The following is a 26,403-nucleotide window of genomic DNA, read 5'->3' as shown; positions in this document are numbered from 1 at the left end:
CCGATCCGCGACAGGCGGCGCCATACGCAGAACTACGGACGGCCGAACCGACCCGCGGCGAGGAGCGCGGCCGAGACCCTGTCGTGCACGCCCAGCTTCACGTAGATGTGCTCGATGTGCTTCTGGACGGTACGCGGGCTGACGCGCGTCACGTACGCGATCGAGCTGGCGGTCATCCCGGAGCCGAGCATCCCGAGGATCTCGGCCTCGCGGGCGGTCAGATCGGCCTGCGCGGCGAACGCCGGGGAGTCGCCGGCCGGGCGGGTGGCGACCGCGAGCCGGTCGACCGCGGCCAGGAGCGGCTGCAGCCGGCGGGCGAGCTCGAGCTCGTCGTCGCCGAAGTCGCGGTCCGCCCGGTTGAACACCCACGTCCGCAGCCTGCCGGTGGCGAGCGGCTGGACGGGGAGCGAGACCTGATAGGTGGTGCCCATCAGGCTGAACAGCTCGGAGTAGACCTGGTGCCGGCGCCACTCGCGCAGCTCGATCCGATCGCTCAGGCGGACCGGGTCCACCGAACGCGGGCGGCTGCGGAAGGCCAGCATGGTCGGATGCGCGTCGGCCGTCCGCTTCACCGCGTCGACGATGACGGCGCGTTCCGGCCCGTAGCGGGCGATCAGGGTGACGTCGCCGGGCAGCGACCCGACGTCGGCCCACCCGGAGTGCTCCGACGGGAGGAGCGCATCGAGTGACTCGGCGATGGCGCGAACGCGCGCGTCCCTCCCTGCGACGCCGTCGACGTCGTAGCTGACCGACAGTACCTGCGCCAGAACGTCCATGATCGCGCCCGCGCTGCGCCCCCAACGCACCTGCGCGACAGAATACGACCATCCACGGACGCGCGGCTCGGAGTCTTCGAGAACTCTCAGTGAGGATCGCTCAGGGACGGAGCAGGACATCCCTCGGGGCGGGGCTCGCGTCGCCGACGATCACGGGCCGGATGCAGTCCAGCCCCGACACCGCTCGGAGGGCCTCCGATGCCGGGGCGGGCTCCTCCCACCGCACGGTTCGCGTACGGCCGCTCAGGATGCCCCCTCGTGCGGATGCTCGTGCACGGGAACGATCGACACGGCGAACGCGATGAGGGTGCGGTCTTCGACATGGTCGACGTCCACAACTTCCGGTTCAGACATCAGGCTCCACCTCCGACGCTCATGATGTGAGGCCGGGCGCGTGAAGGGGATACGGAGAAGTGCGTAGGCGCTCGGCGGACGGGGACGGGTGACCCGATTCACCCGTCCCCGCGCTCTACCGGCTGGCGGGCTCGATCGCGGGATGGGGTTCCGGACCGGTCGCAGGCAGATGAACCTGGTCCCAGTCGATGATGACGCAGTCGATGGCGACGGGCTCGACAGGCGCGCTCAGGACGTTCACGGTGATCGCCTCCGCTGTCATGGTGCGCCTGCGGCGGCGTGAACGGTATTCGCAGTTCTACGCAGAGATCGCGGTCGCGGCGGACGGACTCACCTCACGGGGCGTGCGGGTCGGGCTCGCTTCCAGCCCGGGCTGTACGGCGCAGCCGGCCGACCGTTAGCCTGAGCGGATGCGGGGGCGATTCGTGGTGTGGTGGCTGCGTGCTGCAGCCGTCGTCCTGGTGCTGACGCACAGGGTTTCGCTCCGACTGCAGAGCGAACACGGGTGACCGCGGCTCTGGTGCACGCGTCGTGCGCGACGCCGCCGCCGAACGGTCAGCCGTGCAACGACACTGTGGCGTACGGGCCGATACCGGACGTCGTGTGGCTCTCGGTCGCCGGCATCCTCGTTGCGCTCGTGGTCGCGGTCGTCGTGTGGAGGCGCTGGAGACGTCGGTGACGAGGACGGATCTGTACGCCCGCACGAGCACTCGCAGCAGTCGGCCTGCGGGAGGCGCCAGTCGCAAGCCGAGACAAAATGGGGCCTTCTCCGAAACCGGAGAAGCCCCAACTTCCGCGGAATTCCGCGAACCTCAACAACGCGCGACGACGACCATGTGTGGAGATGGGGGGAATCGAACCCTATTCTGCGCCTCAGCAGGCCGCGGAAACTGCTCAAAATCCGCGTAATTCCGCGGGTTTGAGATCACGTGAAATCAGGGAGATCTCGTATGTTCTCAGATTCTTGTGGGCAAAGTGTGGGCACGGCAGCAGACCTTCGGGTCCGTCTCCCTGCGATCTGACGCGCCCCGCTATCAGGGCGTCGGAGTCGGCGACGGGGTCGACGTCGGCTGCTTCGCCTGCGCAATCGCCTTCTCCAGTGCGCTGATGGTTGCGGCGTCGACGGCACCCGTCTGCTCGACTCCGAGCTTCGCCTGGAACGATTTGAGGGCGTCCGCCAGTGCGGGAGTCCAGACACCGTCCACTGGTCCATCCCAGAACCCGGCCAGCTTCAACGTCTGTTGAACCGCAGCCGTCGTCGCGGTGTCCTGCTGGGCGGCGGCGCCGCCGACCGCAAGCAGTTTGGCTTGGAGCGCGGCTGCGGTCGCCTTATCGACTGCGCCTGTCACAGGAAGCCCGCTCTCCTTCTGAAGCGCCTCCACTGCCGCTACCGTCTGCGGTCCGTAGACACCGTCGATCGCTCCGGTGTAGTACCCGGCTGCGGCGAGATCCTGCTGGAGCGTGGTCACATAGGCACTCACTGCGGCCTGGGCCTCCTGGGTCTGCGAATCCGGAACGCAGCCGGCATCGACGAACAGCCGCAGCCAGGCGAACTCCAGCGAAACGACGGCGCTGTTGAACTGCTCGGATGCGTCGGCGAGCGGGGTGGTGTCCATGATCGCGCTCTGGGCTGAGGCGAAATCCGACTCGGCGGTCTTGACCCGGTCGACGGTGGCGGCCGGCGCGAGCGGGGTGGCGGACGGCTGCGGTGCGGCAGACGTTGTCGGGGTCCCCGACGGACCTGCCTTGGCCCGCTCCAACGCAGTCTGGGCGTCTGCGAGCTCCTTCTGAGCGGCGACGAGCTCCTCCTGGGCTTTGACCGCTGCCTCGGCGCCGTCGAATGCGTTGTCGCGCGGTTTGGCCAGGTCAGAGCCGGCCTTCCGGACATCCCCGACAGTTGGCGCAGTCTGCGTGAAGACGTCGCCGTACCGGTCCAGCGCCTGGAGGTACGTCTTGCTCACCGTGCAGAAACTGTCCGACGCGGCCTTCGCAGCGCTCTGCGCCTCCGTGACCGCCTTCTCCGCGGCGGTCACCTGCGCCTGTGCGCGGTCGACGTCGCTGACCTGCCCCGTACAGCCCGCGACGGCGAGCACAGCTAACACAACCAGCGCCTTTGCGGCCGTTCGGCGTCCCGCGGTCGCGGCGCTCATCCTGCTACCCCTCCCTGAACGGGAGGCTTGGAGCGCTTTGCGCTCGCCTTCCAGATGACGTCGATCAGCACGGCCAGTGCGATGATCACCAGCAGAGCCCACGCGGTAGCCGGTTCGGAGACCAGTGTGGTCGTGCAGAAGATGACGAACGTTCCCAGTGTGGCCACCAGACCGATCAGAAGGAGGACGATCGACGCCCCCGTCTGCTTCCGAATGCGGAGGTGCGCGAGACTGACCGACGAGAAGACGAGCAGTGCGACGGCGCTACCGATCGACGCGATGGCGTTCAGGTTGAAGAACGCGACGAGGATGATCGCGAATCCCGCCATCACCAGCAGTCCGACGGCGAATCGACCAAGTGAGCGGCCGAAGAACGGCGGGAACTGGCCGACGTTGGCGAGGTGCTTCGTGAGTCCGATCGAAGGGTAGAGGCCCGCGTTGACGGCGCCTGTCGTGGAGAACAACGCGGTGATCACCATCAGCACGTATCCCGCGTTTCCGAGCGTCGGTTTCGCGGCTTCGGCGAGCGCCGTCGTGCCGTACTTCACGACGTCCGCGGCGGGGAGCGTCCCAAACACGCCAAGCGATACCGCGACGTACACGGTCGTCGCGATAAGCAGTGCGAGATAGATCGCTCTGGGCAGCTGCCGGGCCGGGTCCGGGAGGTCCTTTGCGGTGAAGGTGATCACGCCGAAACCGAGGAAGGCGAAGAAGGTGAGCGCGACGCTGGAGATGATCTGCTGCCAACCGGGGTAACCGGATGGGGCGAGAAGCGAGGGGTTCCAGTTCGCGATGGTGACGACGGCGAACAGGATGAGGATGATCAGGACGACCGTGACGATGACGGACTGGACGCGCGCAACGACGGTCGAGCCGATCGCGTTCACCGCGGACATCACCACGATGAGCAGCACGGCGAACACCTTCGTCCAGACCGGGTCGCTCTTGGCCACGATCGAGCTGGCGTACCCGCCGAATGATGAGGCGACCATGGCGACGACGATCGAACCTGCAGTGTAGAACAGCCAGGCTCCGATCCCGGCCAGATGGCCTTCACCGAACCCCTTCGAGAGGAACGTGAGGATGCCGCCGCCGGACGGGAACTTGGAGCCGAGTTTGGCGAATGAGTAGCCCTGAAGCGCGGCGATGATCCCGGCGATGAGGAATGACAGCCAGACCGCAGCGCCGGCTACTGCGCCGGCTGCTCCGAGGAGCGCGAAGATGCCAGCGCCCACCATCGATCCGACACCGATGTAGGTCGCCTGCAGGACCGTCATTCGCTTGTCCTCGGCGCGTTGGCTCATCGCGCTCCTCAGCTGTCTGCGTGACCGTACTGCTGGAGGAAGAGCGCTATCGCGGTCGCGATCCCTTCCAACTCGCCCGGGTGCACGCTCTCGTTGGGCGCGTGGATCAGGGCCAGCGGCTCCTCCACGCCGAGCAGGATCAGTTCGGCCTGCGGGTAGGTCTCGGCAAGGACGTTGCAGAGCGGGATGGAGCCACCCTGCCCGAGCGACGTCATCGGGGTGCCGAAGGCGTCCAGCATGGCTGCGCGCATGGCCTCGAACGCCGGGCCGCCGGTCGACGCGGCGAACGGGGGCCCGACAGCCTCGGTCTCGATTGAGACGTGCACCCCCCACGGCGCGGCTGAGCGCAGGTGGGCGAGGAGCACCGTGTGTGCGTCGTCGGGCGCTACGCCGGGCGGAATCCGCAGGTTGAGCCGGGCGGCCGCGCGCGGCACGATCGCCGCAGTCGACCCGGTGACCGGCGGGCAGTCGATGCCCAGCACTGTGATCGCCGGGCGCGCCCAGAGCATGTCGGAGACCCGGCCCGACCCGAGCAGGTCCACCCCGTCGAGCACACCGGCATCCCTCCGAAACTGGTCGGGAGGGTAGAGCGCGCCCGCCCACGTTCGAGTGTTGTCGAGACCGCTGACGGTCGTGTTGCCCTCGGCATCACGCAGCGACGCCAGCATGGCGACGAGGGCTGCGAGCGCATCCGGTGCCGGCCCTCCGAACATCCCGGAATGCACCTCCGACGCGAGCGCTTCGACCGTGACGACGACGTTGACCATCCCGCGCAGGGTCACTGTCGCAGCAGGACGCCCGACGGCGGCGTTGCCGGTGTCGCACATCAGGATCGTGTCGGCCCGCAACACGTCGGGGTTCGCGGCAACGAATTGCTCGAGGCCGCCCGTGCCTTGTTCCTCCGATCCTTCGACGACGAGCTTCAGGTTCACCGGCACGTCGTCGCCGAGCGAGCGCAGCGCGAGGAGGTGGGCGACGATGTTGCCTTTGCAATCGGCGGCGCCGCGACCGTACCAGCGGCCGTCGACCTCCGTCAGTTCGAACGGTGGCGTCCGCCACGCAATGTCATCCAGCGGCGGCTGGACGTCGTAGTGGGTATAGAGGAGCACCGTGGGCGCGTTCGGTTCGGAGCCGGGCCGCGATCCCACCACAGCCGAACTCCCGTCCGGCGTCAGCTCAAGCCGCGCATCCGAGAAGCCCTCCGCTTTGAACTTGTCGCGCACCCAGTTCGCGGCGCGAGCGCACTCCTCTGGCGGGAACTGGCGGGGGTCGGCGACGGAGCGCATCGATACGAGTTCGGCGAGTTCCGAGCGCGCCGTCGACATCTGCTCCCGGATCGAGGCGCGCAGGTCGCCTTCCATCAGGAGCCTTCCGTGTTGGTGGTCTGGAGGTTGTCGACGAACTTCTGGAAGTCGGGGACCTCCTTCGGGCAGTAGACCTTCATCACTGCAAGTGTTCCCGTGAGCACCTGGCGCTCAGCGATGATGGGTCTCATTCCCGACCCGCCTGTGCCCGTCGTGAGGTTATCGAGGACGAGGGCGCGGTAGAGGGCGTCGTTCGGGCCGGCGCAGACGGCACCGCCGTTGGTTCCGAGCACGCCGACGATCTGCTCGGTCGTGGGTGTGGGGAGGCCGGCTGCGTGCAGGGTCGCGACCAGCTCGGTCGCTTTGTCCTGAGCTTGTGCGGACTGTCTGCCCCCGCGGAACGTGAAGAGACCGACCACCGCAAGAATGACCAGAATGACGACCACGACAATGTAAAGGACCGATCGTCCGCGCCTAGTCGAGGTCTCGTTTCCCGTGCTCATTGCTCACTCACCTCCGACTCGGCGGTATCGAGCTTCCAGGAGGGCTTGCGCAGGCGGTAGAACAGGAACGGCACGAGCAGCCCAAGCCCAAGTGCTCCTCCCGCCACGATGAGGATGTACACGCCGGCGTTGCCGCTGGCGAATTGGGACGGCGGAATGAATCCCACAAGCAGTGCTGCGAACGACGCGAGAAAGCCGACCACGCAGAGAGTGATCAAGATCGGGGCATGGAAACCGCGAGGGTGATCCGCCTGTGTCCTCCGCAATCGTGCGGCGGCGATGAACATCAGCAGGTACATGATCAGGTACACCTGGGTAGTGATCACCGAGAAGATCCAATACGCGCTCGACACGCTCGGGATGAGGGCGTAGCCGAGTGCGATCACGGTCGTAACCAGTCCTTGGGTGACCAGGAGGTTCTGCTGCACGCCGTTCTTGTTCAGCTTCTGCAGGAACGGGGGCAGGTAGCCCTCCTGACGTGAGATCAGCAGCAGGCCCTTCGACGGGCCGGCCAGCCAGGTGAGCATGCCGCCGAGCGAGGCCGCGACGAGCATGATGCCGATGATCGGCGTCAGCCATTGCACTCCGAACTGGGCGAAGATCGCGTCGAAGGCCTGCATCACGCCGGCCGTCAACGACAGCTGGTCTGCCGGGACGATCCAGCTGATCGCCAGCGCCGGCAGGATGAAGATCAACAGCACCAGCCCCATCGCGAGGAACATCGCACGCGGGAACTCCTTCGCCGGATTACGGAGCGAGGACACATGGACGGCGTTCATCTCCATGCCGCTGTAGGAGAGGAAGTTGTTCACGATCAGCACCAGGCTCGCGATTCCGGCCCACTGCGGCAGTAGGTTCGCCGCCGTCATCGGCGCCGCCGACGGGTGGCCCTGCCCGAGAAAGACCGCCCCGAGGAAGATCAGCAAGGCACCCGGGATGAGGGTGCCGATGATCAGGCCGCCGCTCGCCAGCCCTGCGACACCCTTGGTGCCTCGGCTGGAGATGAACACCCCGGACCAATAGCAGACCATGATCACCAAAGCGGTCCAGACCCCGTTGCTGGCCAAGTCAGGATTGATGACATAGGCGAGGGTGCTCGCAACGAACCCGAGAAGGCTCGGGTAATAGAAGATCGTCATCGCGAACTGGCACCACACCGCCAGGAATCCCATCGGCTTGGAGATCCCGGTCGACACCCAGTTGTAGACGCCGCCCTTCCATCCCGAGGCCAGCTCCGCCGACACCAGCGAGGTCGGCAGCAGGAACAGGATGGCCGGAACCAGGTAGAGGAACACGGATGCCAAGCCGTAGACGGCCATCGTCGGCGCGGGCCGGAGGCTGGCCACCGAACTGGTCGTCATCAGGGCCAGGGCCACCCAGGTGATCCACACCCGGGACTGCGACTTCGAAGCCGCGGCTGCGAAGGACCGGCTCGCGTCGGCGTCGGCGGCGCTCACGACAGCGTCCCCACCTCGAGAGAACCCAACGAACTGAACATGCTCACCACTCCTTCCCGATGATTGCGCCGCTGTCGCTGTCGCGACCTACGGTGACTTCATCCGTCCCCAGGGCTGTGCTGGCGGGATGTCGGCCGGCTGCGCCCCCGCAGCCGGCCGGCGGAGTTCGTTCCCTCCGGCAGAATGGTGCATCCGCTGGTTGGATCTCGGCAAGAGACCAATTTTGTGGTGGCGAGGGCCGTTGCCCGTTCGGCTCAGCCGAACCGCAAACCCCATCGGGATGGGGCAACGCGGTAGATCTGACGGTAGAACGCCGTGCCAGTTACAACACCAAGCGCGATGGCCACGATCGAGCCGAGGATGGTGAACAGACTCAGCGAGTCGAGGGCCAACCCGAGCACACGCTGCGTGAGACCGATCAACCCCGCTGCTCCCGGGACCAGGAGCCAGAAGGCCGGAAGGAAGCACACCACGGCAGGCGGCGCCCCAGGGAGGGCTTGCAAAAGGTACGCCACCACCGTGAGGGCGAATGCACCTACGAAGCCGCCGAACACCGCCGGAAGGACCTGGGCGGTCAGCACCTGCGCCGCGTACGCGATGAGCAGCGTGAAGGCCAGGTAGAAGATCGACCGGCTGGGGCCGCAGTAGTACAGGTAGAACCCTGTGGCAAGAAGGACGACGCCGACCCACGGCTCGAATACCCCGAATCCGGGCTCAGGGGCGAAAAGCGCCGTCGAGGGCGAGAGCCCAGTGATACTCAGCGCGGCGACGATCCCCGACGCGAGGAGACCGAGCTGCGTCAGGCCGTACACCAGGCGACTCGAGCCAGAAACCATGTCGCCTGAGGCGAGCTCCTGAATACCCGTCGTCAGCGCAGCACCCGGCAGCAGGGTCACCATCGCGGGGACGAGCACCTGAAGCGGAATCGCGATGATGTGCGCTTCAGCGGCCGTGAACACGAGAAGGGCCGCGACGAAGGACAGGAACACCGGCAGGATCGTCGCACCGAACGAACCGGGCCGGACCGTCAACTTGGCGGCGCCGACCAGAGCTCCGAGGACGAACGCCCCGAGCATGCTGTCCAACTGAGCACCGAGAAGCACCAACGCCACCCCGGCCGCGGCGACCCCGTGACCGACGACGCGCACCACCGGCGCGAAACGCGGCGGGCGTGCGAGCGATTCCTCGAGGCTCGTGATCCCCTCTTCCGCGGACAACTCACCATTTTCAGCCGCAAGAACGAGCCGATACACGTCGGCGGCACGGTCGAACCGGACCTCACTGGCAACCGGAGTAACCGCCTGCAGGCCGCGGCTCTCGGTGCCCGGCAACGAGACGATCATCACCGTCGGCAACACGATGATCGACATCCCCGGATGGCCGAGCGCGTTCCCCACAGACCGGAGCGTGCGCTGAATATCGGTGGTGGCGACTCCGACCGAGAGCAGCGCACTCCCGAGCCCCATCAGAAAAGCCTGCGTCGTCGAGGGGTCGTTGCTCGTGCTCGACTCGATTACTTTCGGCTCGCGCCAGCGACGGACCAGGTTGCGCCAAACTCCCCCGAGGTCCACCTGTTGCTCCCGTCGCTCGCCGACCGCGCTACCGTCCTCGAATCGGCATAATCCACCCCGTGCCCAACGCCCGGCAAGATCCTGCTTCGACGACGGCGCGGCCGAGGTGCCGAGACGGTTGCGAACCGACAGCCGAGCGGGACAGAAGTGGCCAAGCCCAAGAGAGACGGGCCCCAATGAGAGATAAAGAGACCAAGCCCAAGACCGACAAGAACCAGGGGGATACAGAGAGGCCAAGAGAGAAGAACTCCGGCCCAATGAACCCGGAGCCAATGCACGTAGGTGGCGCACTGTAAGTGGAGCGCTGTGTTAGGTCTCACGACATCGCTGACGAATGTGTCTCAGGACATCGGTGACACTAGGGCTCCGTTTGGTGGTGACACTTCTCGGGATGCGGTGCTAGGCGATCTAGACGGGGACGGTTTCGGCTCGCACACTGGGATTGTGGAGGAGTTTACGGGTGCGTCAACGTTGGGACCGGGGAGCGCGCCGGGTGGCATCCCCCTGAAGGTGGTCCTGGATCCGGCTGAGTACCGCGCGTTGGAGCGGATCTCCGCGCGCCGGCGGACGACGCCGGCCGCTCTGGTGGAGCAGCTGGTTCTGAACGCGCTCGCACATGCGGAGGTTCCCCCACCCGCTGAGTCTCACCCGAGCCGACCGCACACGACTTACGAGGAGGCGACGCGCGGTTTCGCCCGTGACCAGTCGGATCAGACAGTCGATCCGGTCTGACTTCGCTCAGGGTTCGGAGGGAGCCCAGGCTGCCCGGTTAAGCACGTGGCGATGAACGCGGTCAGCCAGCTTATGTCGCTGCCCGCGCAGCCCTGGTGGTTGATCGTGATGGTGGCACTCGACCTCCTCGTCATCTACGCGGTCACCGTCCACGGCCGGGAAGTGCGACCCGCCTGAGGAAGCCGTTCGCGCGCGACCTGGCGGATTCCTGCGGTTACGGGGGTTTCCGTGGACGCACCGACGGTCGCGCGCGAACCGGCCCCGAGATATCATCCTGCGAACGACCACCTGGAGGGTCATGAAAAGTCATGCATTAGCGAAGCGGCTTCTCCGTCACGCCATCACTCAGCAGCAGTCTGCCCACAGGCTAAGCAGCGAAGATGACGTCGCCGCCATCCGTCGCGAGGTGCGACGACTCGCGAGAATGGAAGGCGTCAAAATACGCACCGGACTAGCGGACGACACGGTAGTAGTGATTCTCGCCGACGCTGACCTCTGGACCCAATCCGCCGCCACCATGCGCGACAAGCTGCGACCTACGATCTAAACGTTGCGCACCCGGACGCCGGCGGCAGAAAGCGCACAGGTCGTCGTATCCCACGAACGCAGGTCGATTGCTCGATCGAGCCTCTAGCCGCGGCGACTCACGGATTGCGAGATGTGCCTCGGCCCAATGAACTCTGTCAATAGCCGGCGTCGCTTGGGGCGGCCCCTATGCCCGGATGGGCGCGATGCGGGAGGAAACGGCTAGAAGCAACCAAAGTCCGAACCGATGGAAGTAACGCAAGAAACGAACGAGCCGAAGAAGAACGATACGAATCCAGACGAAAGCAAGTGACCAAGACAAGGAGAGCAGAGCGAATACAAGAGGCGAAAGACGAATGCACGTAGGCACTTTAAGTGGAGCGCTTCTCCGCGACCGGAATGACAGGGGTCGCGTGTAAACCAAGGTGCATGGCAATTCGGGGGAAATCAAAGCGGGCGCAGGGACGCGCCGATTCGTACGCGCGTCAGCGGCTGGAGCACGACGCCGCCTCCGTCAAACTCTCATCCGAGAGGCAGCGCATCGCTGAGAGAGCACGAACTGCCAACGCTCTCCTAGAGCTGGAAACCAGGTGGGGCGGACGTGCTCAGGCCCTCCGGCAGCTACGTGACGTCTCGGCGACGGTAGAACGCCTGCGGCGTGAACAACACTCCGCTCGCTCCGAGCGCGACGAGTTGATCGCACGTCTACGCAATGCCGGCGAAAGCTGGAACTCACTCGCCGCCCTGACGGGACTGAGTCGTCATGCACTCAGCAGGCGAACACCAAATGCCTAACACGAGAACCTCACCCTCCGACCACGTCTCCGGCGGCCCCGCAGCGAACAGTCTCGCGCGTTGGGAGGCCGAGTCAAGGGTGCAGCTCCGCTGCATCGCGAACCGACGCGCAGCGCCCTTGACACGGTCTCCCAACACGCCAACATCAGGGAGCGGGGCGGCCAATGGAAATGCGCACTGTAGGTTTCGATCGTTCGTAAGCCCCAAACTCGAAATGCGCGCCGTTTTCTCCGGAAGTGGGCAACGTGTAAGTGAGGGGCACTTCCAATGCGAAGGGCCGCGAGCAGTTCAAAGGAGATCGCGATGGGAAGCATCACTCCGTACGACACAACATCCGGGCGGCGCTGGCGTGTCCGGTACCGGACACCGGAGCACGTTCAGACGGACAAGCGGGGGTTCACCACCAAGCGCGATGCCGAGCTCTACCTCGCCAACATAGAAATCTCGAAAGCAACTGGGGCGTTCGTGTCCGCATCTGCGGCGCGCGTCACAGTCGGCGAACTGGCTAGCGAGTGGCTAGCCAATAAGAAGCAATCGATGAAGCCCTCGAGCTATCACTCGATCGCGGTCTCCTGGCGCGTCTACGTTGGCCCGCGTTGGGCAACGACTCCAGTCGGGGCGATCCGCGCCAGCGCCGTCGAGCAGTGGATCCGTCAGCTCGGCCAAGGAACGGCCATCACTCACAAGAGCGACGGAAAGACCATCCCTGTGACACAGGCCCGACCGCGATCAGCGACGGTAGTCCTCCGCGCCCTTGGTGTCCTCGCTGGCGTCCTCGACATGGCCCTCAAAGACGGGCGAGTACCCAAGAACGTTGCCCGGCGCACCGAGGGCGCGCCCCGCAAGGTGTCGAACAAGCCACGTCGCTATCTCAGCCACGCCGAGGTCGCCCGTTTCGCCTCCGCCGCCTCTACCCCGACGCAACGGACATTGATCGTCCTGCTCGCCTACTGTGGGCTGCGATGGGGAGAAGCCGTCGGGCTACAAGTTCGCGACCTGAACATGCTGCGCCGCCGCCTGCAGATTAGCCGAACAGCCACCGAAGTCGACGGCAAGATCCTCGTCGGCGCACCCAAGTCGTGGGAGAAGCGTGCTGTGCCATTCCCGGCCGTCCTCGCCGAACCGCTCGCCCAACTCTGCGAGGGCAAGGCGCCGGACGACCTCGTCTTCGCCGATCGGTTCGGACAATTCCTACGCAGACCAAAGACCAGCGCCGGTACGTCGTCATGGTTCCTCGACGCTCTCATCGCGTCTGATATCGAACGGCTCACCCCGCACGACCTCCGGCACACGGCAGCCAGCCTCGCAGTCAGCTCCGGAGCGAACGTCAAGGCCGTACAGCGGATGCTCGGCCACAAGTCGGCCGCGATGACGCTCGACACATACGCGGACCTGTTTGAAGACGACCTCGACGAGGTGGCTGAGCGCCTCGACGAAGGTGCACGCCGAGCCAACCTCGCCGACGTGTGGGCGCTCAACTGAGTCTGCGGCTACAGCCCCTTAGTCATCACAATGGGCTCCATTGGGTGCAACGAGATCACCCATCGCCCACAAAAGTGTGGGCAAAGTGTGGGCACGAGACAAAATCGGGGCCTTCCCCGCAAGCGGAAAAGACCCCAACTTCCGCGTGATTACGCGGATCTCAAGCAACGCGCGACGACGACCGATCGGTGGAGATGGGGGGAATCGAACCCCCGTCCACTGCTGTGGTCATGTGCCTTCTACGGGTGTAGCCAGTTAAGTCGCTTTCTCAGCCCCGGAACTTGTCTCTGGCACCTGCTCCGACGGGCTCAGTATCAGTTGGAGTCCCTCTGCACCCTGATGCTCAATGCAGAAGCAAGTCTTCTAGCTGACGCCAGGATCCGGGTAGAAGACAGTTCCCGGTCTGACGGTCTCTTAAATAGCGAAGGGGAACTTACGCCGCGAGGGCGAAGTCGGCCTTGGCCGAGACAGTGCTCTTGTTATTGGCACTTATTGTTTTGCATGGATCGTTTACGAGATAACCATGCGTCCTCGACCCGCTTCTCACACTCGTGCAGACAATGTCGAAACCGATCATCCCCGTGCGACGGCCGTGAGGCCGGGTCGTCATCGCGCGCTGTTGAGTTGTCCAGATACACGCCGCTCCTGGCGGCGAGCTTCTCATCCTATAACAACACCGCTCCCACATCTATGCCACGATCGGTGGATGGCCGACACCATCATCACCGTCCAGGGCGAGTTCGAGCTGACGCATCCGGCCGAGCGGGGAGCGGTGCGGCTGAGCGTGGCCTATGAGGGCGAGGAGCGCAGCGAGACGCTCGCCCTCGCCACCCAGCGGCACGCCTCCCTCGCCTCCGAGCTGCGCGAGTTGCACAACCCGCAGACCGGACCGGTGACCGCGTGGGCCTCCGACCAGTTCCGTGTCTGGGGCGACCGGCCGTGGAACCAGGACGGGCGCCGGCTCGCTCCGATCTACCACGCGGAGGTCGGGATGGACGTCACCTTCAGCGAGCTGACCGCGCTCTCCGACTGGGTCGGCGTGGTCTCCCTGCTCGACGGCGTCACGATCCAGGGCGTCACCTGGAGTCTGACGGAGGCGCGGCGGCAGTCGATCACGCAGGAGGCACGGCGCCGGGCGGTGGAGAACGCGGTGGCCAAGGCGACGGTCTACGCGACGAGCCTCGGGCTGACGACCGTGAAGCCGCTCGCGCTCAGCGACCCGGGGATGCTCGGCGACGGGCCGACGAACGGTCAGCCGCAGCCGCTCCAGGCGCGCGCGATGTCGGCGGACTTCGACGGAGCGACGCTCGCGCTCAAGCCGGAGGACATCACGGTCGCGGTGCAGGTGCACGCGCGGTTCGCGGCGTCCTGAGGCGAGCGCCGGTCGCTCAGCTGCTCGGCTTCGGCGTCGGCGTCGCGCTCGACTGCCCGGGCCGCAGCGGGAGGTCGGCGACGTTCAGGATGCGGAGCGCCGTCACCGTGGTGCCCGAGCGGGTGCCGACGACGATCACCTCGTCGCCGACGGCGAAGTCGGACGCCTTCTGGGTCTGGCCTGGCGCGCCGTACACGGTGGACGAGGAGGTTTCGACGGTCAAGGTCGCGCCCCGCTGAGTCGTGATGGTCCAGGACGCGCCGGAGATCGTCGTCACGGTTCCGCGGACGACGCCCTTGGCGATCGGGCCCTCGTCCTGCCGACCGCTCTGGCCGGAGCCGTTGCCCTTGCCGTTCTGCCCGGGGAACCCGGGAGCGCCCGGCTTCACCTGCACCGGGCCGCGGTTGCCGTCGTGCAGCAGCCGGGACACGGACGAGCCACCGTGGAACACGATGGAGCCCACGGCGAACGCGCCGGCCCCGGCGATGCCGAACAGCACGATGACGCCGAGCACCAGCGTCGAGATGGCGAACGCCAGTCCGTGACGCTTGTAGAACGGCTCCCCCACCGGTCGCGCGGCCGCGCCGTACTGCGGCGCCTGCCGTCCGTACGCATTCCCCGCCTGCTGCGGCGGAACGCCCTGCTGCGGCGGGACGTCCTGCGGCTGCTGTGCGCCAGGCTGCTGCGCGCCGGGCTGCTGAGCGCCCGGCTCCTGCGGGTACAGCGGCTCGGTGGGTTGGTTCTCGTCCATGCTCACAAGAACACCTGATCCAGCCGCGATACCGCTGAACGCCGGTTATGGCTTCGATGTGAACTCACGCCGGCTCAACCAGCACGGAGCGCAGCTTCGCCAGCTCCAGCTCGTCCATGCCGGTGGCGAGCAAGTACCCGCGCACGCTCCCGAACCGGCGTTCGACCAGGTCGAGCGCCTCCTCGAGCGCCTCGGGCGGGCTGCCGCCGAGGATGATGCGGAGGTCGGGCGTGACCTCCACCCCGTGGCTGCGCACCAGGTCGAGCATGGCGTCCAGCCAGGGGCCGCGGAGGTTGGCCTGCGTCGCCGCGTAATCCGCGATGACGAGCTCGCGGTCGACGCCGACGGCGAGCAGAGCGAGCGCGACGACGATGCCGGTGCGGTCCTTGCCGGCCGTGCAGTGCACGACGACGGCCTCCTCGCCGGTGTCCGCGATCTCCCGCAGCGCGGTCACGACGACGTCGCCGTGCTGCAGCAGGATCTTCTCGTAGAGCCCCACCAGCGTGATGCCGATGGTCGACTGCGAGGCGCCGGAGCCCTCGAACACCGGGAGGTGGAGGCGCTGGAGGCCCAGGCCGGCGACGTCGTCCGGCAGCACGGAGACCTCGAAGTCGTCGCGCAGGTCGATCACGACCCGCACGTCGAGGTCGCGCAGCGCCTGCCGCCCCTCGTCGCCGAGCCGCGCCAGGCCGTCCGAGCGGAACAGCTTGCCGCGGCGCACCACGCCCTCCGGAACCGGATACCCGCCCGCGTCGCGGAAGTTGTAGGTGCCGTTCACCGGGATGCGCGCGGCGACGACGCCCGCCGTCACCTCGTCGTTCGTACTCATGCCCTCATCCTGCCACCGGGGGCCGACAGGGGGCGCCGTGCGCCTGCCGTCACTCGCCGAGATGACGCCTGCTGGACATCGCCCGTTCGGCTTCGCGGTTGTCCTGACGCTCGCGGAGGGCCTGGCGCTTGTCGTACTCGCGCTTGCCCTTGGCGACCGCGATCTCGACCTTCGCGCGCCCGTCGCTGAAGTAGATCTGCAGCGGGACGATCGTGTATCCGCCCTGCTTGACCTTGTTCTCGATCTTGACGATCTGCGCCTTGTGCAGCAGGAGCTTGCGCTTACGACGCGGGGCGTGGTTGTTCCAGGTGCCGTCGAGGTACTCGGGGATGTGCACGGCGTCGAGCCAGGCCTCGCCGCCGTCGACGAACGCGTAGCCGTCGACCAGGGACGCCCGCCCCTCACGGAGCGACTTCACCTCGGTGCCGGTGAGCACCAGGCCTGCCTCGTAGGTGTCCTCGATGGTGTAGTCGTGGCGCGCTCGGCGATTGGTGGCCACGACCTTCTGACCACGTTCCCTGGGCACAGCGTCTCCTGACGTCAAGATGGTGCTGCCCGGCACAGCGCCGGGCAGCAGACCAGTCTATCGGGTCAGACCCGCAAGTATCGCTTGATCGCGAAGTTCGCGGCGCCGGCCGCCAGCACTACGCCGACGACGATCAGCAGCGGGATCACCAGCCAGCCCTGATCCATCCCGACGAAGTTGATCGACGGGATCCGCGGGCCGAGGAAGCCGCGCACGAAGTACTGCACCAGCAGCCAGATCACGACGCAGCTCAGGATCGATCCGATCAGCGCGGCGATCACACCCTCGATGATGAACGGTGTCTGGATGAACCGGTTGGACGCGCCGACCAGCCGCATGATCCCGATCTCCCTGCGTCTCGAGAACGCCGAGAGCCGGATCGTTGTCGCGATCAGCAGCACGGCGGCCACCAGCATGAGTATCGCGATGCCGATCGCGGTGATGCTGGCCGCGTTGAGGATGCTGAAGATCTGGTCGAGGTAGCTGCGTTGGTCCACCACGCTCTGCACGCCCGGCGTGCTGGACAGCGTCTCACTCAGCACGTCGGAGCGGTTCGGGTCCTTGAGATTCACCCAGAACGTCTGCGGGATCATCTCCGGCGTGACGTAGTTCGCGATCTGGTTGCCCTTGAACTGCTGCTTGAACTGCTCGTAGCCCTGCTTCTGGTCCTGGAAGTAGAACTTCTGGATGTAGGGCGCGATCTCCGGCGACTGGAGCTGCTTCTCGACGGCCGCCACGGACTGCGCGGTCGCGGCGCCGCCCGGGCAGTTGTCGGTCTCGGTGCACATGTACACCGCGACCTGGGCACGGTCGTACCAATACGTCTTCATCTGCCCGATCTGGAGCTGGAGCAGCGCGGCCGTGCCGACGAAGGTCAGCGAGATGAAGGTGACGAGCACGACGGAGACGACCATCGAGAGGTTGCGGCGCAGGCCGTTGCCGACCTCGGACCAGATGAGCCCGAATCTCATTTCGTGGGACCCACATTCTGTTCGCCGTCGCGGTCGGACGCGTCGCGCAGCCCGCTCAGGTCGAGGTTGGCGGTGAAGTTGAGGTGGTCCGGGAGGTCCTCGCCCGCAGAGGCGGGCACGGCGGCCGGGACGGGGACCGGTGCGGGCACGGCCGGGGCCTGCTCCGGCGCCTGCTGCACGGGGGCGGGCGGCGCCGGCTGGTAGACCGGGACCGGCCCGGCGGGATTCGCGACCGGCGTGTGCGGACGGGTCATCGGCTCGGACGGAGCGGGCGCCGCAGCGGCTGCGGACACGGGAACGGTCGGGATCGGCGCGGACGGCGCCGCGAGCCCCTCCGCGGTCGGTCGCGGCAGCGGGATGGCGGCCGTCACGCCGTAGCCGCCGTGGCGCTCGTCGCGGACGATCTGGCCGCCGACGAGCTCGATCACGCGCTGCTTCATCTGGTCGACGATCGCCGCCTCGTGCGTGGCCATCAGCACCGTGGTGCCGCCGGCGTTGATCTGGGCGAGCACCGACATGATCCCGGCGCTGGTGGCCGGGTCGAGGTTTCCGGTCGGCTCGTCGGCCAGGAGGATCTGCGGCTTGTTGACGACGGCCCTGGCGATCGCGACGCGCTGCTGCTCACCGCCGGAGAGCTCGTGCGGCAGGCGCTGGGCCTTGCCGTCGAGGCCGACCATCGCGAGCACGTCAGGCACGGCCTCCTGGATGAAGCCGCGCGACTTGCCGATCACCTGGAGGGTGAACGCGACGTTCTGGAAGACCGTCTTGTTCGGCAGGAGCCGGAAGTCCTGGAAGACCACGCCGATGTTGCGGCGGAAGTAGGGGACCTTGCGCGACGAGATCGTGCCGAGGTCCTGGCCCAGGACATGGATGCCGCCCTTGGTGGGCCGCTCCTCCTTGAGGATCAGCCGCAGGCAGCTCGATTTGCCCGAGCCGGACGCGCCGACCAGGAAGACGAACTCGCCGCGCAGCACTTCCAGGTTGATGCCGTTGAGTGCCGGGCGTGCGGTTCCCGGATACTGCTTGGATACGTGTTCGAACCGGATCATGACTGTTAGAGACTAAGCAACACTTCCGCGTTCCACAGTAGCGACATGCCAGCGGGCCGCAAGCCTGACAGTCCCCGGCACACGCGCTGAGCGCGGGCGACAGGAGAGCTATGACTCCGGCTAGTCCTCGTCCTTGGATCCTGCGCGCCAGCGGATGCCCGCGGCGATGAAGCCGTCCAGGTCGCCGTCGAACACCGACGCCGGGTTTCCGGACTCGTAGCCCGTGCGCAGATCCTTGACGAGCTGCTGGCCGTAGAGGAAGTAGGAGCGCATCTGGTCGCCCCAGCTCGCGGTGATGGTGCCGGCGAGCTCCTTCTTCTTGGCGGCCTCCTCCTCCTTCTGGAGCAGGAGCAGGCGGGTCTGCAGAACGCGCATCGCGGCCGCGCGGTTCTGGATCTGCGACTTCTCGTTCTGCATCGAGACGACGATGCCGGTCGGGAGGTGGGTGATGCGGACCGCGGAGTCGGTCGTGTTGACCGACTGGCCGCCCGGACCGGAGGAGCGGAACACGTCGACGCGGATGTCGCCTTCGGGCACCTCGACCGCCGTGGCCTCCTCCATCAGCGGGATGACCTCCACCGCCGCGAAAGAGGTCTGGCGCTTGTCCGCCGAGCCGAACGGGCTGATCCGGGCGAGCCGGTGCGTGCCGGCCTCCACCGAGAGCGTGCCGAACGCGTACGGGGCTTCGACCTCGAAGGTCGCCGACTTGATGCCGGCGCCTTCCGCGTAGGAGGTGTCCATGACCTTCACCGGGTACTTGTGCTGCTCCGCCCAGCGCAGGTACATGCGCATGAGCATCTCGGCGAAATCGGTGGCGTCGTCGCCGCCTGCGCCGGAGCGGATGGTGACGATCGCCGAGCGCTCGTCGTACTCGCCGCTCAGCAGCGTCTGCACCTCGAGGTCGCCCAGCGTCTTCTGGAGGGACTCCAGCTCGGCGCGCGCCTCGGCGGCGGACTCCTCGTCATCGCCCTCGTTGGCGAGCTCCACCAGCACCTCGAGGTCGTCGAGGCGGCTCTCCACGGAGGTGATGCGCCCGAGCTCGGCTTGGCGGTGGCTGAGCGCGCTGGTGACCTTCTGCGCGTTCGACGTGTCGTCCCAGAGGTCCGGCGCCCCCGCCTTCTCGCTGAGGTCGGCGATGTCGGCGCGGAGCTTGTCGACGTTGACGACGGCGATGATGTCGTCGAGGGTCGAGCGGAGCTCCGCGATCTGCGGGGAGAGGTCTAGTTCGATCATGGCGTCCTCCAGCCTACCGGCGACGTCCGCGGAGACACCCACCGGACAGTTGTACTGTGTTAAGCAAATGACTTCCGACGAGCGCCCGTTCTCCTTCCGCTCCGTCGCACTCGCCGCCTTCCTGCCGACGCTGCTCTTCTCGATCGGCGAGGGCGCGATCATCCCGATCATCCCGATCGCCGCCGGCAACCTCGGCGCGACCCTGGCGATGGCGGGCTTCATCGCGTCGATGCTCATGCTCGGCGAGCTGGCCGGCGACATCCCGAGCGGGTGGGTGGTCTCCCGGATCGGCGAGCGCACCGCCATGATCGGCGCCGCCGCGGTCGCGGTGGCCGGCGTGGTGGTCTGCTTACTCGCCCCGAACTACTGGGTGCTCATGGCCGGCATCTTCGTGGTCGGGGTCGCGACGGCCGTCTTCGCCCTCGCCAGGCACGCCTTCATGACGACGTACGTCCCCGTCCGCTACCGGGCGCGCGCCCTGTCCACGCTCGGCGGCATCTTCCGCGCAGGCTGGTTCATCGGCCCGCTGGTCGCCTCCGTCGTGATCGCGGCGACCGGATCGACGCAGTCGGTGTTCTGGATCTTCATCGTGAGCTGTCTGGGCTCCGTCGTCGTCCTGCTGGTGCTCCCCGACCCTGAGCGGATGTTCGGCCCGGCCCCGACCACAGCCGGCCACGGCGGCGAGCGGCTGACCGAGGGCGAGGAGGACGCCGACGAGCGCACCCGCGGGCTCTTCGCGACGATCTGGGCGTTCCGCGGTGTGCTCGCCCGGATGGGCTCCGGCGTCTCCCTCGTCGCGGCCGTGCGCTCGGCGCGGACCGTGCTGATGCCGCTCTGGGCCGTCTCGATCGGACTGAGCGAGGCGAACACCGCCCTCATCATCGGCATCGCCGGCGCCGTGGACTTCGCGCTGTTCTACGCCAGCGGCCAGCTCATGGACCGGTTCGGCCGGATGTGGAGCGTCGTGCCCTCCATGCTCGGGCTCGGCATCGGCTTCCTCGTGCTGTCGGTCAGCCACGACCTGCCCGGCGCGGTGGTCTGGTACATCGGCGTCTCGCTGTTCCTCGCGTTCGCGAATGGCATCGGCTCCGGCATCATCATGACGCTCGGGGCCGACCTGGCGCCGAAGGAGAGCCCTGCGGCGTTCCTCGGCGCGTGGCGGTTCACCGGCGACGCGGGCCAGGCCGTCGCGCCGCTCGTGGTCTCGCTGCTGACCGCCCTGGTCTCGATCGCGTTCGCGAGCGGGGTGATGGGCGTGCTGGGTCTGGTCGGCGCCGGGCTGCTGGCACGCTTCATCCCGCGCTACATCCCGCGACGGCCCGCCTCGCCTCCCGCCGGACTGACGGAATAGGCTCGGCCCCGCCGCGGTTCCAGTTCGATGCATACGCATCGATCGGTGCGAGACGGCAGGAGGACGGGCATGGCTGCGAAGCTGGAAATCGGGATCGACACGTTCGGCGACATCACGCTGGACGGTGAGGGGAATCCGCTGCCGCACGCGCAGGTGCTGCGCAACGTCGTCGCGGAGGGCGTGCAGGCCGATCAGGCCGGCCTGGACTTCATCGGGATCGGCGAGCACCACCGCAAGGACTTCTCGGTCGCCGCGCCCGAAGTCGTCCTGGCCGCGATCGCCGGCCAGACCGAGCGCATCCACCTCGGGTCGGCGGTCACCGTGCTCAGCTCGGACGACCCCGTCCGGGTGTTCCAGCGCTTCGCGACCCTCGACGGCGTCTCGAACGGCCGCGCGGAGGTCATCCTCGGCCGCGGCTCGTTCATCGAGTCGTTCCCGCTGTTCGGCTTCGACCTCGGCCAGTACGAGGAGCTCTTCGACGAGAAGCTCGACCTGTTCGCCGCCGTCCGGCAGCAGGAGCCGGTGACCTGGAGCGGCACGCTGCGGCCGCCGCTGACCGAGCAGTCCGTCTACCCTCCTGTCGAGCACGGCCTGCTGAAGACCTGGATCGGCGTGGGCGGCAGCCCGGAGTCCGTGGTCCGCGCCGCGCGCTACGGCCTCCCACTCATGGTCGCGATCATCGGCGGCGGCCCGATGCGCTTCCAGCCGCTGACCCAGCTCTACCGCAACGCGCTGGAGCAGTTCGGCCAGGACACCGACCTCCCGATCGGCGTGCACTCCCCCGGCTTCGTCGCCGAGACCGACCAGGAGGCCAAGGACCTGCTCTGGCCGCACTGGGAGGCGATGACGAACCGGATCGGCCGCGAGCGCGGCTGGCCGCCAGCGACCCGTGCGCGCTTCGAGCACGAGGCGGCGGAGGACGGCGCCCTCGTCGTCGGCTCGCCGGAGACGGTCGCGCAGAAGATCGCCTACGCCGCGCGCGGCCTCGGCCTCACCCGGTTCGACGTCAAGCTCAGCAACGGCACCCTCGGCCACGACCACATCATGCGGGCCATCGACCTGCTCGGCCGCGAGGTCGCGCCGCGCGTGGATGAGCTATTGTCGTAGCCGCGCGCAGCGCGACCGCGGGAGTGGTGAAACTGGCAGACACGCAGGATTTAGGTTCCTGTGCTTCACGGCGTGAGGGTTCGAGTCCCTTCTCCCGCACTTCATCGTCCGTCCACGGGATGAACACCGACCGCATTCAGTGGGTCCACAGGGTGATGTTGGCCGGGAGTGCCCTGATTCGCACGGTTCATGGAGGTTGCGCCCACTAAACTCGGGGCTGAATCCGCCACCCGAAACCCTGGAGACACGTGATCCATCACGCCGGCCTCATCCCCTGGCTCGACCCCACCACGATCATCGGCGCGGCCGGCCCGTGGGCGCTGCTCGTGGTGTGCGGCATCGTGTTCGCCGAGACGGGCCTCCTGGTCGGCTTCCTGCTGCCCGGCGACACGCTGCTGGTGATCTCCGGCCTGCTCACCCACACGTCGCGCGTCTTCGGCGTCGACATCTGGTGGGTCTGCCTGGCGATCTCGTTCGCAGCGTTCCTCGGCGGCGAGGTCGGCTACCTGATCGGGCACAAGGCCGGCCCGCGCGTGTTCGAACGCAAGGAGACCGGCCTGTTCAGCATGGAGAACGTGCGGCGCACCAACGCGTTCTTCGACCGGTTCGGCGCGCTCGCGGTCATCCTGGCACGGTTCGTGCCGATCGTGCGCACCTTCGCCCCGGTCGCCGCGGGCGTCGGGCACATGAACTACAAGAAGTACTCGCTCTACAACGCGATCGGCGCGCTGCTCTGGGGCGCGGGGCTCACCCTCTTCGGCTTCCTCATCGGCTACATCCCACCGATCGCGAACTTCGTCACCCACTACATCGACCTGATCCTCGTCGGCGCGGTGGTGATCACGCTCATCCCGACGCTGTTCCACTACTTCCAGTCGCTGCGCAAGGCGAAGAAGAAGCGCCTGGAGGCGGCCGAGGCGACCGTCACCGAGCCGCGCCCCACGCCCGACGCCTGACGCCGAGGGGCACGTAAACGCCCCTAAAACCGCGTCTTAGGGGCGTTTACGTGCCCCTCGGCGCTGGCTCAGCGGTGGAACTCGTCCTCGTGCGCGGCGTGCTCGGCCGGCTCGAGCTGGAACGTCGAGTGCTCCACGTCGAAGTGCTTCGCCAGGCAGCCGGAGAGCTCGTCCAGCAGCTCGCCGGTGGCACCGGAGCGGAACACTCCCGCGTCGACCACGACGTGCGCGGTGAACACCGGCGCGCCGGAGGTGATCGCCCAGACGTGCACGTCGTGCACCGCGACGACGCCGGGGGTGCCCAGGATGTGGTCGCGGATCTCCGCGACGTCCGTGTCCGCGGGAGCCGCCTCGCTCAGCACGCGCACCACGTCGCGCAGCAGCAGCACCGCACGCGGGACGATGAACGCGGCGATCAGCAGCGACGCGATGGCGTCGGCGGGTGCGAAGCCGGTGAACATGATCACCAGCGCCGCGACGATGACGGTCAGCGAGCCGATCAGGTCGCCGAACACCTCCAGGTAGGCGCCGCGCATGTTGATCGAGTGGTCGGCGGCGGGACGCAGCAGCAGCAGGGCACCGAGATTCGCGACCAGGCCGATGACGGCGACCACGAGCATCGGGCCGGACTGGACGTCCGCCTCCCCCGACACGAGCCGGCCGATCGCCCCGACCGTCACGAACACCGCCACCACGACCAGGATCAGCCCGTTGATGAGCGCGCCGAAGACCTCGGCCCGGCGGTAGCCGAACGTCTGCCGGTCGGTCGCCGGGCGGGCCGCCACGATGGTGGCCATGAGAGCGACGACCAGGCCGGTCAGGTCGCTCAGCATGTGCCCGGCGTCGGCGAGCAGCGCGAGCGATCCGCTCAGCCACGCGCCGACGATCTGCACGACGAACACCGCGGCGACGATCCCGATGGCGATCAGGAGGCGGTTGCGGTTGGCGGAGTGGCCGTGGTCGTGACTCATGGTTCTTCTACGGTATGTCGAAGTCGTCGCGACGTGCCAGCGCTGCGGCTAGATAGGAATGAGTGCCGTTCTCATTCTCACGGTGCGACCGCTCAGCCCGCCGCCGCGACCAGCTCCCGCAGCGCGGGAACGATGGCCGAGAAGGCCCGCGACCGGTGGCTCTCGGCGTTCTTGACCTCCGGGCCGAGCTCCGCCGCGGTGGCGTCGTGGCCGTCCGGCACGAAGATCGGGTCGTAGCCGTGGCCGTGCTCGCCGCGCGCCTCGTGCGCGATGCGGCCGGGCCAGAGCCCCTCGACCACGGTCTCCCGCCCGGCCGGCGACACCAGCGCCAGCGTCGCGGTGAAGTGCGCCGCGCGCGAGCCGTCCGGGAGGTCGGCGAGCTGGTCGAGCAGCAGCCGGAGGTTGGCCTGCGCGTCCCCGTGCCGGCCGGCCCAGCGCGCCGAGAAGATCCCCGGCGCGCCGCCCATCGCGTCCACGCAGATGCCGGAGTCGTCCGCCAGCGCGGGCAGCCCGGTGTGAGCGGCCGCGGCGCGCGCCTTGATGAGCGCGTTCGCCTCGAACGTGACGCCGTCCTCCACCGGCTCGGGTCCGTCGTAGCCGACGATCTCCAGCCCGGGCACGGCGTCGCCGAGGATCTGCTGGAACTCCCGCGCCTTGTGCTGGTTGTGCGTGGCGAGGACGACGCGGACCATCAGCCCTCGATGCCGAGCGCTGACGACTCCAGCGCCGCGCGCTGCACTGCGGCGAGCTCGGTCGTGCCGCCGAGCGCCAGGTCCAGAAGGGAGTTCAGCTCGCTGCGGTCGAAGGGCGCGCCCTCCGCCGTGCCCTGCACCTCCACGAACAGGCCGCGGCCGGTGACGACGACGTTCATGTCGGTCTCGGCGCGGACGTCCTCCACATAGGCCAGGTCGAGCATCGGCGTGCCGTCGATGATGCCGACGGAGACCGCGGAGACCGAGTCGATCAGCGGAGTGGCCTTCTGGCCGATGAAGCGGTGCTCGCGGCCCCACTCCAGGGCGTCGGCGAGGGCGACGTAGGCGCCGGTGATCGCGGCTGTGCGGGTGCCGCCGTCGGCCTGGAGCACGTCGCAGTCGATCACGATCGTGTTCTCGCCCAGCGCCTTCATGTCCACCACCGCGCGGAGGCTGCGGCCGATCAGGCGGCTGATCTCGTGGGTGCGGCCGCCGATCCGGCCCTTGACCGACTCCCGGTCCATGCGCTCGTTCGTGGAGCGCGGCAGCATGGCGTACTCGGCGGTGACCCAGCCCTTGCCCTTGCCGGTCATCCAGCGCGGCACGCCGTTCGTGAAGGAGGCCGTGCAGAGCACGCGCGTGTTGCCGAACGAGACGAGCGCGGAGCCCTCGGCCTGCCGGCTCCAGCCGCGCTCGATCGTGACGGGCCGGAGCCCGTCGGGGGTGCGGCCATCGGCGCGGGTGATGTCGGTCACAGTTCTCTCCTCGGTCGGAAACGGTGGTCGTAGGTCAGAGCGGGAGGTCGATCACGCCGGTCTGCACCAGGTCGACCCGGAAGATCTCCGGGCCGATGAACCTGTGCGCGAGGCGCAGGAAGTAGTCGGCGTCGAGGCCGGTCGCCTCGTAGCGGATGCTGGGCGGCGTGGTCTCCGTGCGCTCCAGGCCGCGGCTGACGAGCGTGCGGTAGACGTCCTTGGCGGTCTCGGTGTCGCTGGAGACGAGGGAGACCCCCTCTCCCATGACGTAGGAGATCGCGCCCTTCAGGAACGGGTAGTGCGTGCAGCCGAGCACCAGCGTGTCCACGTCGGCCTCGCGCAGCGGCTGGAGGTACTCGGCGGTGACGCGCAGCACCTCCTCGCCGCTGGTGATCCCGGCCTCCACGAACTCGACGAAGCGCGGGCAGGCCTGGGTGAAGAGCCGCAGCGACGGCGCGGCGGCGAAGGCGTCCTCGTAGGCGCGGGAGGAGATTGTGCCCGCCGTGCCGATGACGCCGACGCGGCCCGTCCTGGTCGCGGACACGGCGCGGCGCACGGCCGGCTGGATGACCTCGATCACCGGCACGGAGTAGCGCTCGCGGGCGTCGCGCAGCATCGCCGAGGACGCGGTGTTGCACGCGATCACGATCAGCTTGACGCCCTGGTCGACCAGGAAGTCGAGGACCTCCAGCGAGTAGCGCCGCACATCCGCGATCGATTTCGGCCCGTACGGCGAGTGCGCGGTGTCGCCGACGTACAGCAGCGACTCGTTCGGGAGCTGGTCGCGGATCGCCCGGGCGACGGTGAGCCCGCCGACCCCCGAGTCGAAGATCCCAATCGGCGCATCCGTCACAGCAGACCAGCCTACCCGCCCTCGCCGTGGCTAA

The 26,403-nt window shown here is 67.7% G+C and carries 25 protein-coding genes, 1 tRNA gene and 1 other RNA gene; 8 read left to right on the top strand and 19 right to left on the bottom strand.

Features of this window, described 5'->3' with window-relative positions; all coding sequences use genetic code 11:
* Positions 1-32: 32 nt before the first annotated feature.
* Together ABH923_RS19600 and ABH923_RS19595 are read right to left on the bottom strand one after the other, a co-directional pair.
* Positions 33-806 carry a response regulator transcription factor gene (locus ABH923_RS19600; protein WP_370057070.1) on the bottom strand — a complete coding sequence of 258 codons (774 nt, stop codon included), beginning with the start codon at positions 804-806 and terminating at the stop codon, positions 33-35.
* 439 nt (positions 807-1,245) lie between these two features.
* The gene (locus ABH923_RS19595; RefSeq protein WP_370057069.1) at positions 1,246-1,392 is read right to left on the bottom strand and encodes a hypothetical protein; all 147 of its coding nucleotides are present in this window, start codon (positions 1,390-1,392) and stop codon (positions 1,246-1,248) included.
* Between the two features lie 243 nt (positions 1,393-1,635).
* On the opposite strand from ABH923_RS19595, the gene ABH923_RS19590 reads away from it, so the two are divergent.
* Positions 1,636-1,809: a hypothetical protein gene (locus ABH923_RS19590; protein WP_370057068.1), complete on the top strand. Its 174-nt coding sequence runs from the start codon at positions 1,636-1,638 to the stop codon at positions 1,807-1,809.
* Positions 1,810-2,164: 355 nt separating this feature from the next.
* On the opposite strand, the gene ABH923_RS19585 is transcribed toward ABH923_RS19590, so the two are convergent.
* The 6 genes from ABH923_RS19585 to ABH923_RS19560 form a co-directional block, all read right to left on the bottom strand.
* Positions 2,165-3,280, bottom strand: a complete 1,116-nt coding sequence (locus tag ABH923_RS19585) for a peptidoglycan-binding protein (RefSeq protein ID WP_370057067.1) — start codon at positions 3,278-3,280, stop codon at positions 2,165-2,167.
* Positions 3,277-4,557, bottom strand: a complete 1,281-nt coding sequence (locus ABH923_RS19580; RefSeq protein ID WP_370057066.1) for an APC family permease — start codon at positions 4,555-4,557, stop codon at positions 3,277-3,279. The genes ABH923_RS19585 and ABH923_RS19580 overlap by 4 nt, the downstream gene beginning before the upstream one ends.
* Before the next feature lie 35 nt (positions 4,558-4,592).
* Positions 4,593-5,945 carry a dipeptidase gene (locus ABH923_RS19575; protein WP_370057065.1) on the bottom strand — a complete coding sequence of 451 codons (1,353 nt, stop codon included), beginning with the start codon at positions 5,943-5,945 and terminating at the stop codon, positions 4,593-4,595.
* On the bottom strand, positions 5,945-6,334 hold the full coding sequence (locus ABH923_RS19570) for a hypothetical protein (protein ID WP_370057064.1): 390 nt from the start codon (positions 6,332-6,334) through the stop codon (positions 5,945-5,947). The genes ABH923_RS19575 and ABH923_RS19570 overlap by 1 nt, the downstream gene beginning before the upstream one ends.
* A 53-nt stretch (positions 6,335-6,387) precedes the next feature.
* On the bottom strand, positions 6,388-7,848 hold the full coding sequence (locus ABH923_RS19565; protein WP_370057063.1) for an APC family permease: 1,461 nt from the start codon (positions 7,846-7,848) through the stop codon (positions 6,388-6,390).
* 254 nt (positions 7,849-8,102) lie between these two features.
* Positions 8,103-9,419, bottom strand: a complete 1,317-nt coding sequence (locus ABH923_RS19560; RefSeq protein ID WP_370057062.1) for a threonine/serine exporter ThrE family protein — start codon at positions 9,417-9,419, stop codon at positions 8,103-8,105.
* 783 nt (positions 9,420-10,202) lie between these two features.
* Here ABH923_RS19560 and ABH923_RS19555 point away from each other — a divergent pair.
* Both ABH923_RS19555 and ABH923_RS19550 read left to right on the top strand, forming a co-directional pair.
* A complete protein-coding gene (locus ABH923_RS19555; RefSeq protein WP_370057061.1) occupies positions 10,203-10,328 on the top strand; it encodes a hypothetical protein in 126 nt (41 codons plus the stop codon).
* Positions 10,329-11,774: 1,446 nt separating this feature from the next.
* Positions 11,775-12,953: a tyrosine-type recombinase/integrase gene (locus ABH923_RS19550; RefSeq protein WP_370057060.1), complete on the top strand. Its 1,179-nt coding sequence runs from the start codon at positions 11,775-11,777 to the stop codon at positions 12,951-12,953.
* Positions 12,954-13,139: 186 nt separating this feature from the next.
* Here the strand turns inward: ABH923_RS19550 and ssrA are convergent.
* Positions 13,140-13,534: a transfer-messenger RNA gene (gene ssrA, locus ABH923_RS19545) on the bottom strand.
* 125 nt (positions 13,535-13,659) lie between these two features.
* On the opposite strand from ssrA, the gene ABH923_RS19540 reads away from it, so the two are divergent.
* Positions 13,660-14,325, top strand: coding sequence for an SIMPL domain-containing protein (locus ABH923_RS19540; RefSeq protein ID WP_370057059.1), 666 nt, complete (start codon positions 13,660-13,662; stop codon positions 14,323-14,325).
* 16 nt (positions 14,326-14,341) lie between these two features.
* Here ABH923_RS19540 and ABH923_RS19535 read toward each other — a convergent pair whose 3' ends face one another.
* The 6 genes from ABH923_RS19535 to prfB all read right to left on the bottom strand — a co-directional run bounded on the left by ABH923_RS19535 (position 14,342) and on the right by prfB (position 19,684).
* Positions 14,342-15,076 carry a hypothetical protein gene (locus ABH923_RS19535; RefSeq protein ID WP_370057058.1) on the bottom strand — a complete coding sequence of 245 codons (735 nt, stop codon included), beginning with the start codon at positions 15,074-15,076 and terminating at the stop codon, positions 14,342-14,344.
* Positions 15,077-15,140: 64 nt separating this feature from the next.
* Entirely contained in the window at positions 15,141-15,905 is a 765-nt protein-coding gene (locus tag ABH923_RS19530; protein WP_370057057.1) for a tyrosine-protein phosphatase, read from the bottom strand.
* A gap of 49 nt (positions 15,906-15,954) precedes the next feature.
* Entirely contained in the window at positions 15,955-16,431 is a 477-nt protein-coding gene (smpB, locus tag ABH923_RS19525; protein ID WP_179606746.1) for an SsrA-binding protein SmpB, read from the bottom strand.
* 65 nt (positions 16,432-16,496) lie between these two features.
* Complete coding sequence (gene ftsX, locus ABH923_RS19520) at positions 16,497-17,402, bottom strand: permease-like cell division protein FtsX (protein ID WP_370057056.1); 906 nt, start codon at positions 17,400-17,402, stop codon at positions 16,497-16,499.
* Positions 17,399-18,451 (bottom strand): cell division ATP-binding protein FtsE, encoded by a 1,053-nt coding sequence (gene ftsE, locus ABH923_RS19515; protein ID WP_370057055.1) that lies wholly within the window; start codon positions 18,449-18,451, stop codon positions 17,399-17,401. The genes ftsX and ftsE overlap by 4 nt, the downstream gene beginning before the upstream one ends.
* A gap of 120 nt (positions 18,452-18,571) precedes the next feature.
* Entirely contained in the window at positions 18,572-19,684 is a 1,113-nt protein-coding gene (gene prfB / locus ABH923_RS19510) for a peptide chain release factor 2 (RefSeq protein ID WP_370057400.1), read from the bottom strand.
* 67 nt (positions 19,685-19,751) lie between these two features.
* On the opposite strand from prfB, the gene ABH923_RS19505 reads away from it, so the two are divergent.
* From ABH923_RS19505 to ABH923_RS19490, 4 genes are all read left to right on the top strand, one after another.
* Positions 19,752-21,035 (top strand): MFS transporter, encoded by a 1,284-nt coding sequence (locus tag ABH923_RS19505; RefSeq protein ID WP_370057054.1) that lies wholly within the window; start codon positions 19,752-19,754, stop codon positions 21,033-21,035.
* Between the two features lie 69 nt (positions 21,036-21,104).
* On the top strand, positions 21,105-22,142 hold the full coding sequence (locus tag ABH923_RS19500) for an LLM class flavin-dependent oxidoreductase (protein ID WP_370057053.1): 1,038 nt from the start codon (positions 21,105-21,107) through the stop codon (positions 22,140-22,142).
* A 17-nt stretch (positions 22,143-22,159) separates the two neighbouring features.
* Positions 22,160-22,241 (top strand) — tRNA-Leu (locus ABH923_RS19495).
* 149 nt (positions 22,242-22,390) lie between these two features.
* A complete protein-coding gene (locus tag ABH923_RS19490; RefSeq protein ID WP_370057052.1) occupies positions 22,391-23,098 on the top strand; it encodes a DedA family protein in 708 nt (235 codons plus the stop codon).
* A gap of 68 nt (positions 23,099-23,166) precedes the next feature.
* Here the strand turns inward: ABH923_RS19490 and ABH923_RS19485 are convergent, their stop codons facing one another.
* The 4 genes from ABH923_RS19485 to murI all read right to left on the bottom strand — a co-directional run bounded on the left by ABH923_RS19485 (position 23,167) and on the right by murI (position 26,369).
* Positions 23,167-24,069 carry a cation diffusion facilitator family transporter gene (locus tag ABH923_RS19485; RefSeq protein ID WP_370057051.1) on the bottom strand — a complete coding sequence of 301 codons (903 nt, stop codon included), beginning with the start codon at positions 24,067-24,069 and terminating at the stop codon, positions 23,167-23,169.
* Positions 24,070-24,161: 92 nt separating this feature from the next.
* Positions 24,162-24,761 carry an RdgB/HAM1 family non-canonical purine NTP pyrophosphatase gene (gene rdgB, locus ABH923_RS19480; RefSeq protein ID WP_370057050.1) on the bottom strand — a complete coding sequence of 200 codons (600 nt, stop codon included), beginning with the start codon at positions 24,759-24,761 and terminating at the stop codon, positions 24,162-24,164.
* Entirely contained in the window at positions 24,761-25,516 is a 756-nt protein-coding gene (gene rph / locus ABH923_RS19475; RefSeq protein WP_370057049.1) for a ribonuclease PH, read from the bottom strand. Before rph ends, rdgB begins: the two co-directional genes overlap by 1 nt.
* Before the next feature lie 34 nt (positions 25,517-25,550).
* Positions 25,551-26,369 carry a glutamate racemase gene (murI, locus tag ABH923_RS19470; RefSeq protein WP_370057047.1) on the bottom strand — a complete coding sequence of 273 codons (819 nt, stop codon included), beginning with the start codon at positions 26,367-26,369 and terminating at the stop codon, positions 25,551-25,553.
* Between the last annotated feature and the right edge of the window lie 34 nt (positions 26,370-26,403).

The sequence above is a fragment of the Leifsonia sp. EB41 genome, from assembly GCF_041262565.1.
Classification (GTDB): Bacteria; Actinomycetota; Actinomycetes; order Actinomycetales; family Microbacteriaceae; genus Leifsonia.
This window is presented reverse-complemented; position numbering and strand designations above follow the sequence as displayed.

What these genes read in the sequence shown, in the direction of transcription:
- ABH923_RS19595 (WP_370057069.1), bottom strand. Translation starts at nt 1,392, where the DNA reads ATGACAGCGGAGGCGATCACCGTGAACGTCCTGAGCGCGCCTGTCGAG.
- ABH923_RS19585 (WP_370057067.1), bottom strand. Translation starts at nt 3,280, where the DNA reads ATGAGCGCCGCGACCGCGGGACGCCGAACGGCCGCAAAGGCGCTGGTT.
- ABH923_RS19580 (WP_370057066.1), bottom strand. Translation starts at nt 4,557, where the DNA reads ATGACGGTCCTGCAGGCGACCTACATCGGTGTCGGATCGATGGTGGGC.
- ABH923_RS19575 (WP_370057065.1), bottom strand. Translation starts at nt 5,945, where the DNA reads ATGGAAGGCGACCTGCGCGCCTCGATCCGGGAGCAGATGTCGACGGCG.
- ABH923_RS19555 (WP_370057061.1), top strand. Translation starts at nt 10,203, where the DNA reads ATGAACGCGGTCAGCCAGCTTATGTCGCTGCCCGCGCAGCCCTGGTGG.
- ABH923_RS19550 (WP_370057060.1), top strand. Translation starts at nt 11,775, where the DNA reads ATGGGAAGCATCACTCCGTACGACACAACATCCGGGCGGCGCTGGCGT.
- ABH923_RS19540 (WP_370057059.1), top strand. Translation starts at nt 13,660, where the DNA reads ATGGCCGACACCATCATCACCGTCCAGGGCGAGTTCGAGCTGACGCAT.
- ABH923_RS19535 (WP_370057058.1), bottom strand. Translation starts at nt 15,076, where the DNA reads ATGGACGAGAACCAACCCACCGAGCCGCTGTACCCGCAGGAGCCGGGC.
- ABH923_RS19530 (WP_370057057.1), bottom strand. Translation starts at nt 15,905, where the DNA reads ATGAGTACGAACGACGAGGTGACGGCGGGCGTCGTCGCCGCGCGCATC.
- ftsX (WP_370057056.1), bottom strand. Translation starts at nt 17,402, where the DNA reads ATGAGATTCGGGCTCATCTGGTCCGAGGTCGGCAACGGCCTGCGCCGC.
- ftsE (WP_370057055.1), bottom strand. Translation starts at nt 18,451, where the DNA reads ATGATCCGGTTCGAACACGTATCCAAGCAGTATCCGGGAACCGCACGC.
- prfB (WP_370057400.1), bottom strand. Translation starts at nt 19,684, where the DNA reads ATGATCGAACTAGACCTCTCCCCGCAGATCGCGGAGCTCCGCTCGACC.
- ABH923_RS19505 (WP_370057054.1), top strand. Translation starts at nt 19,752, where the DNA reads ATGACTTCCGACGAGCGCCCGTTCTCCTTCCGCTCCGTCGCACTCGCC.
- ABH923_RS19500 (WP_370057053.1), top strand. Translation starts at nt 21,105, where the DNA reads ATGGCTGCGAAGCTGGAAATCGGGATCGACACGTTCGGCGACATCACG.
- ABH923_RS19485 (WP_370057051.1), bottom strand. Translation starts at nt 24,069, where the DNA reads ATGAGTCACGACCACGGCCACTCCGCCAACCGCAACCGCCTCCTGATC.
- rdgB (WP_370057050.1), bottom strand. Translation starts at nt 24,761, where the DNA reads ATGGTCCGCGTCGTCCTCGCCACGCACAACCAGCACAAGGCGCGGGAG.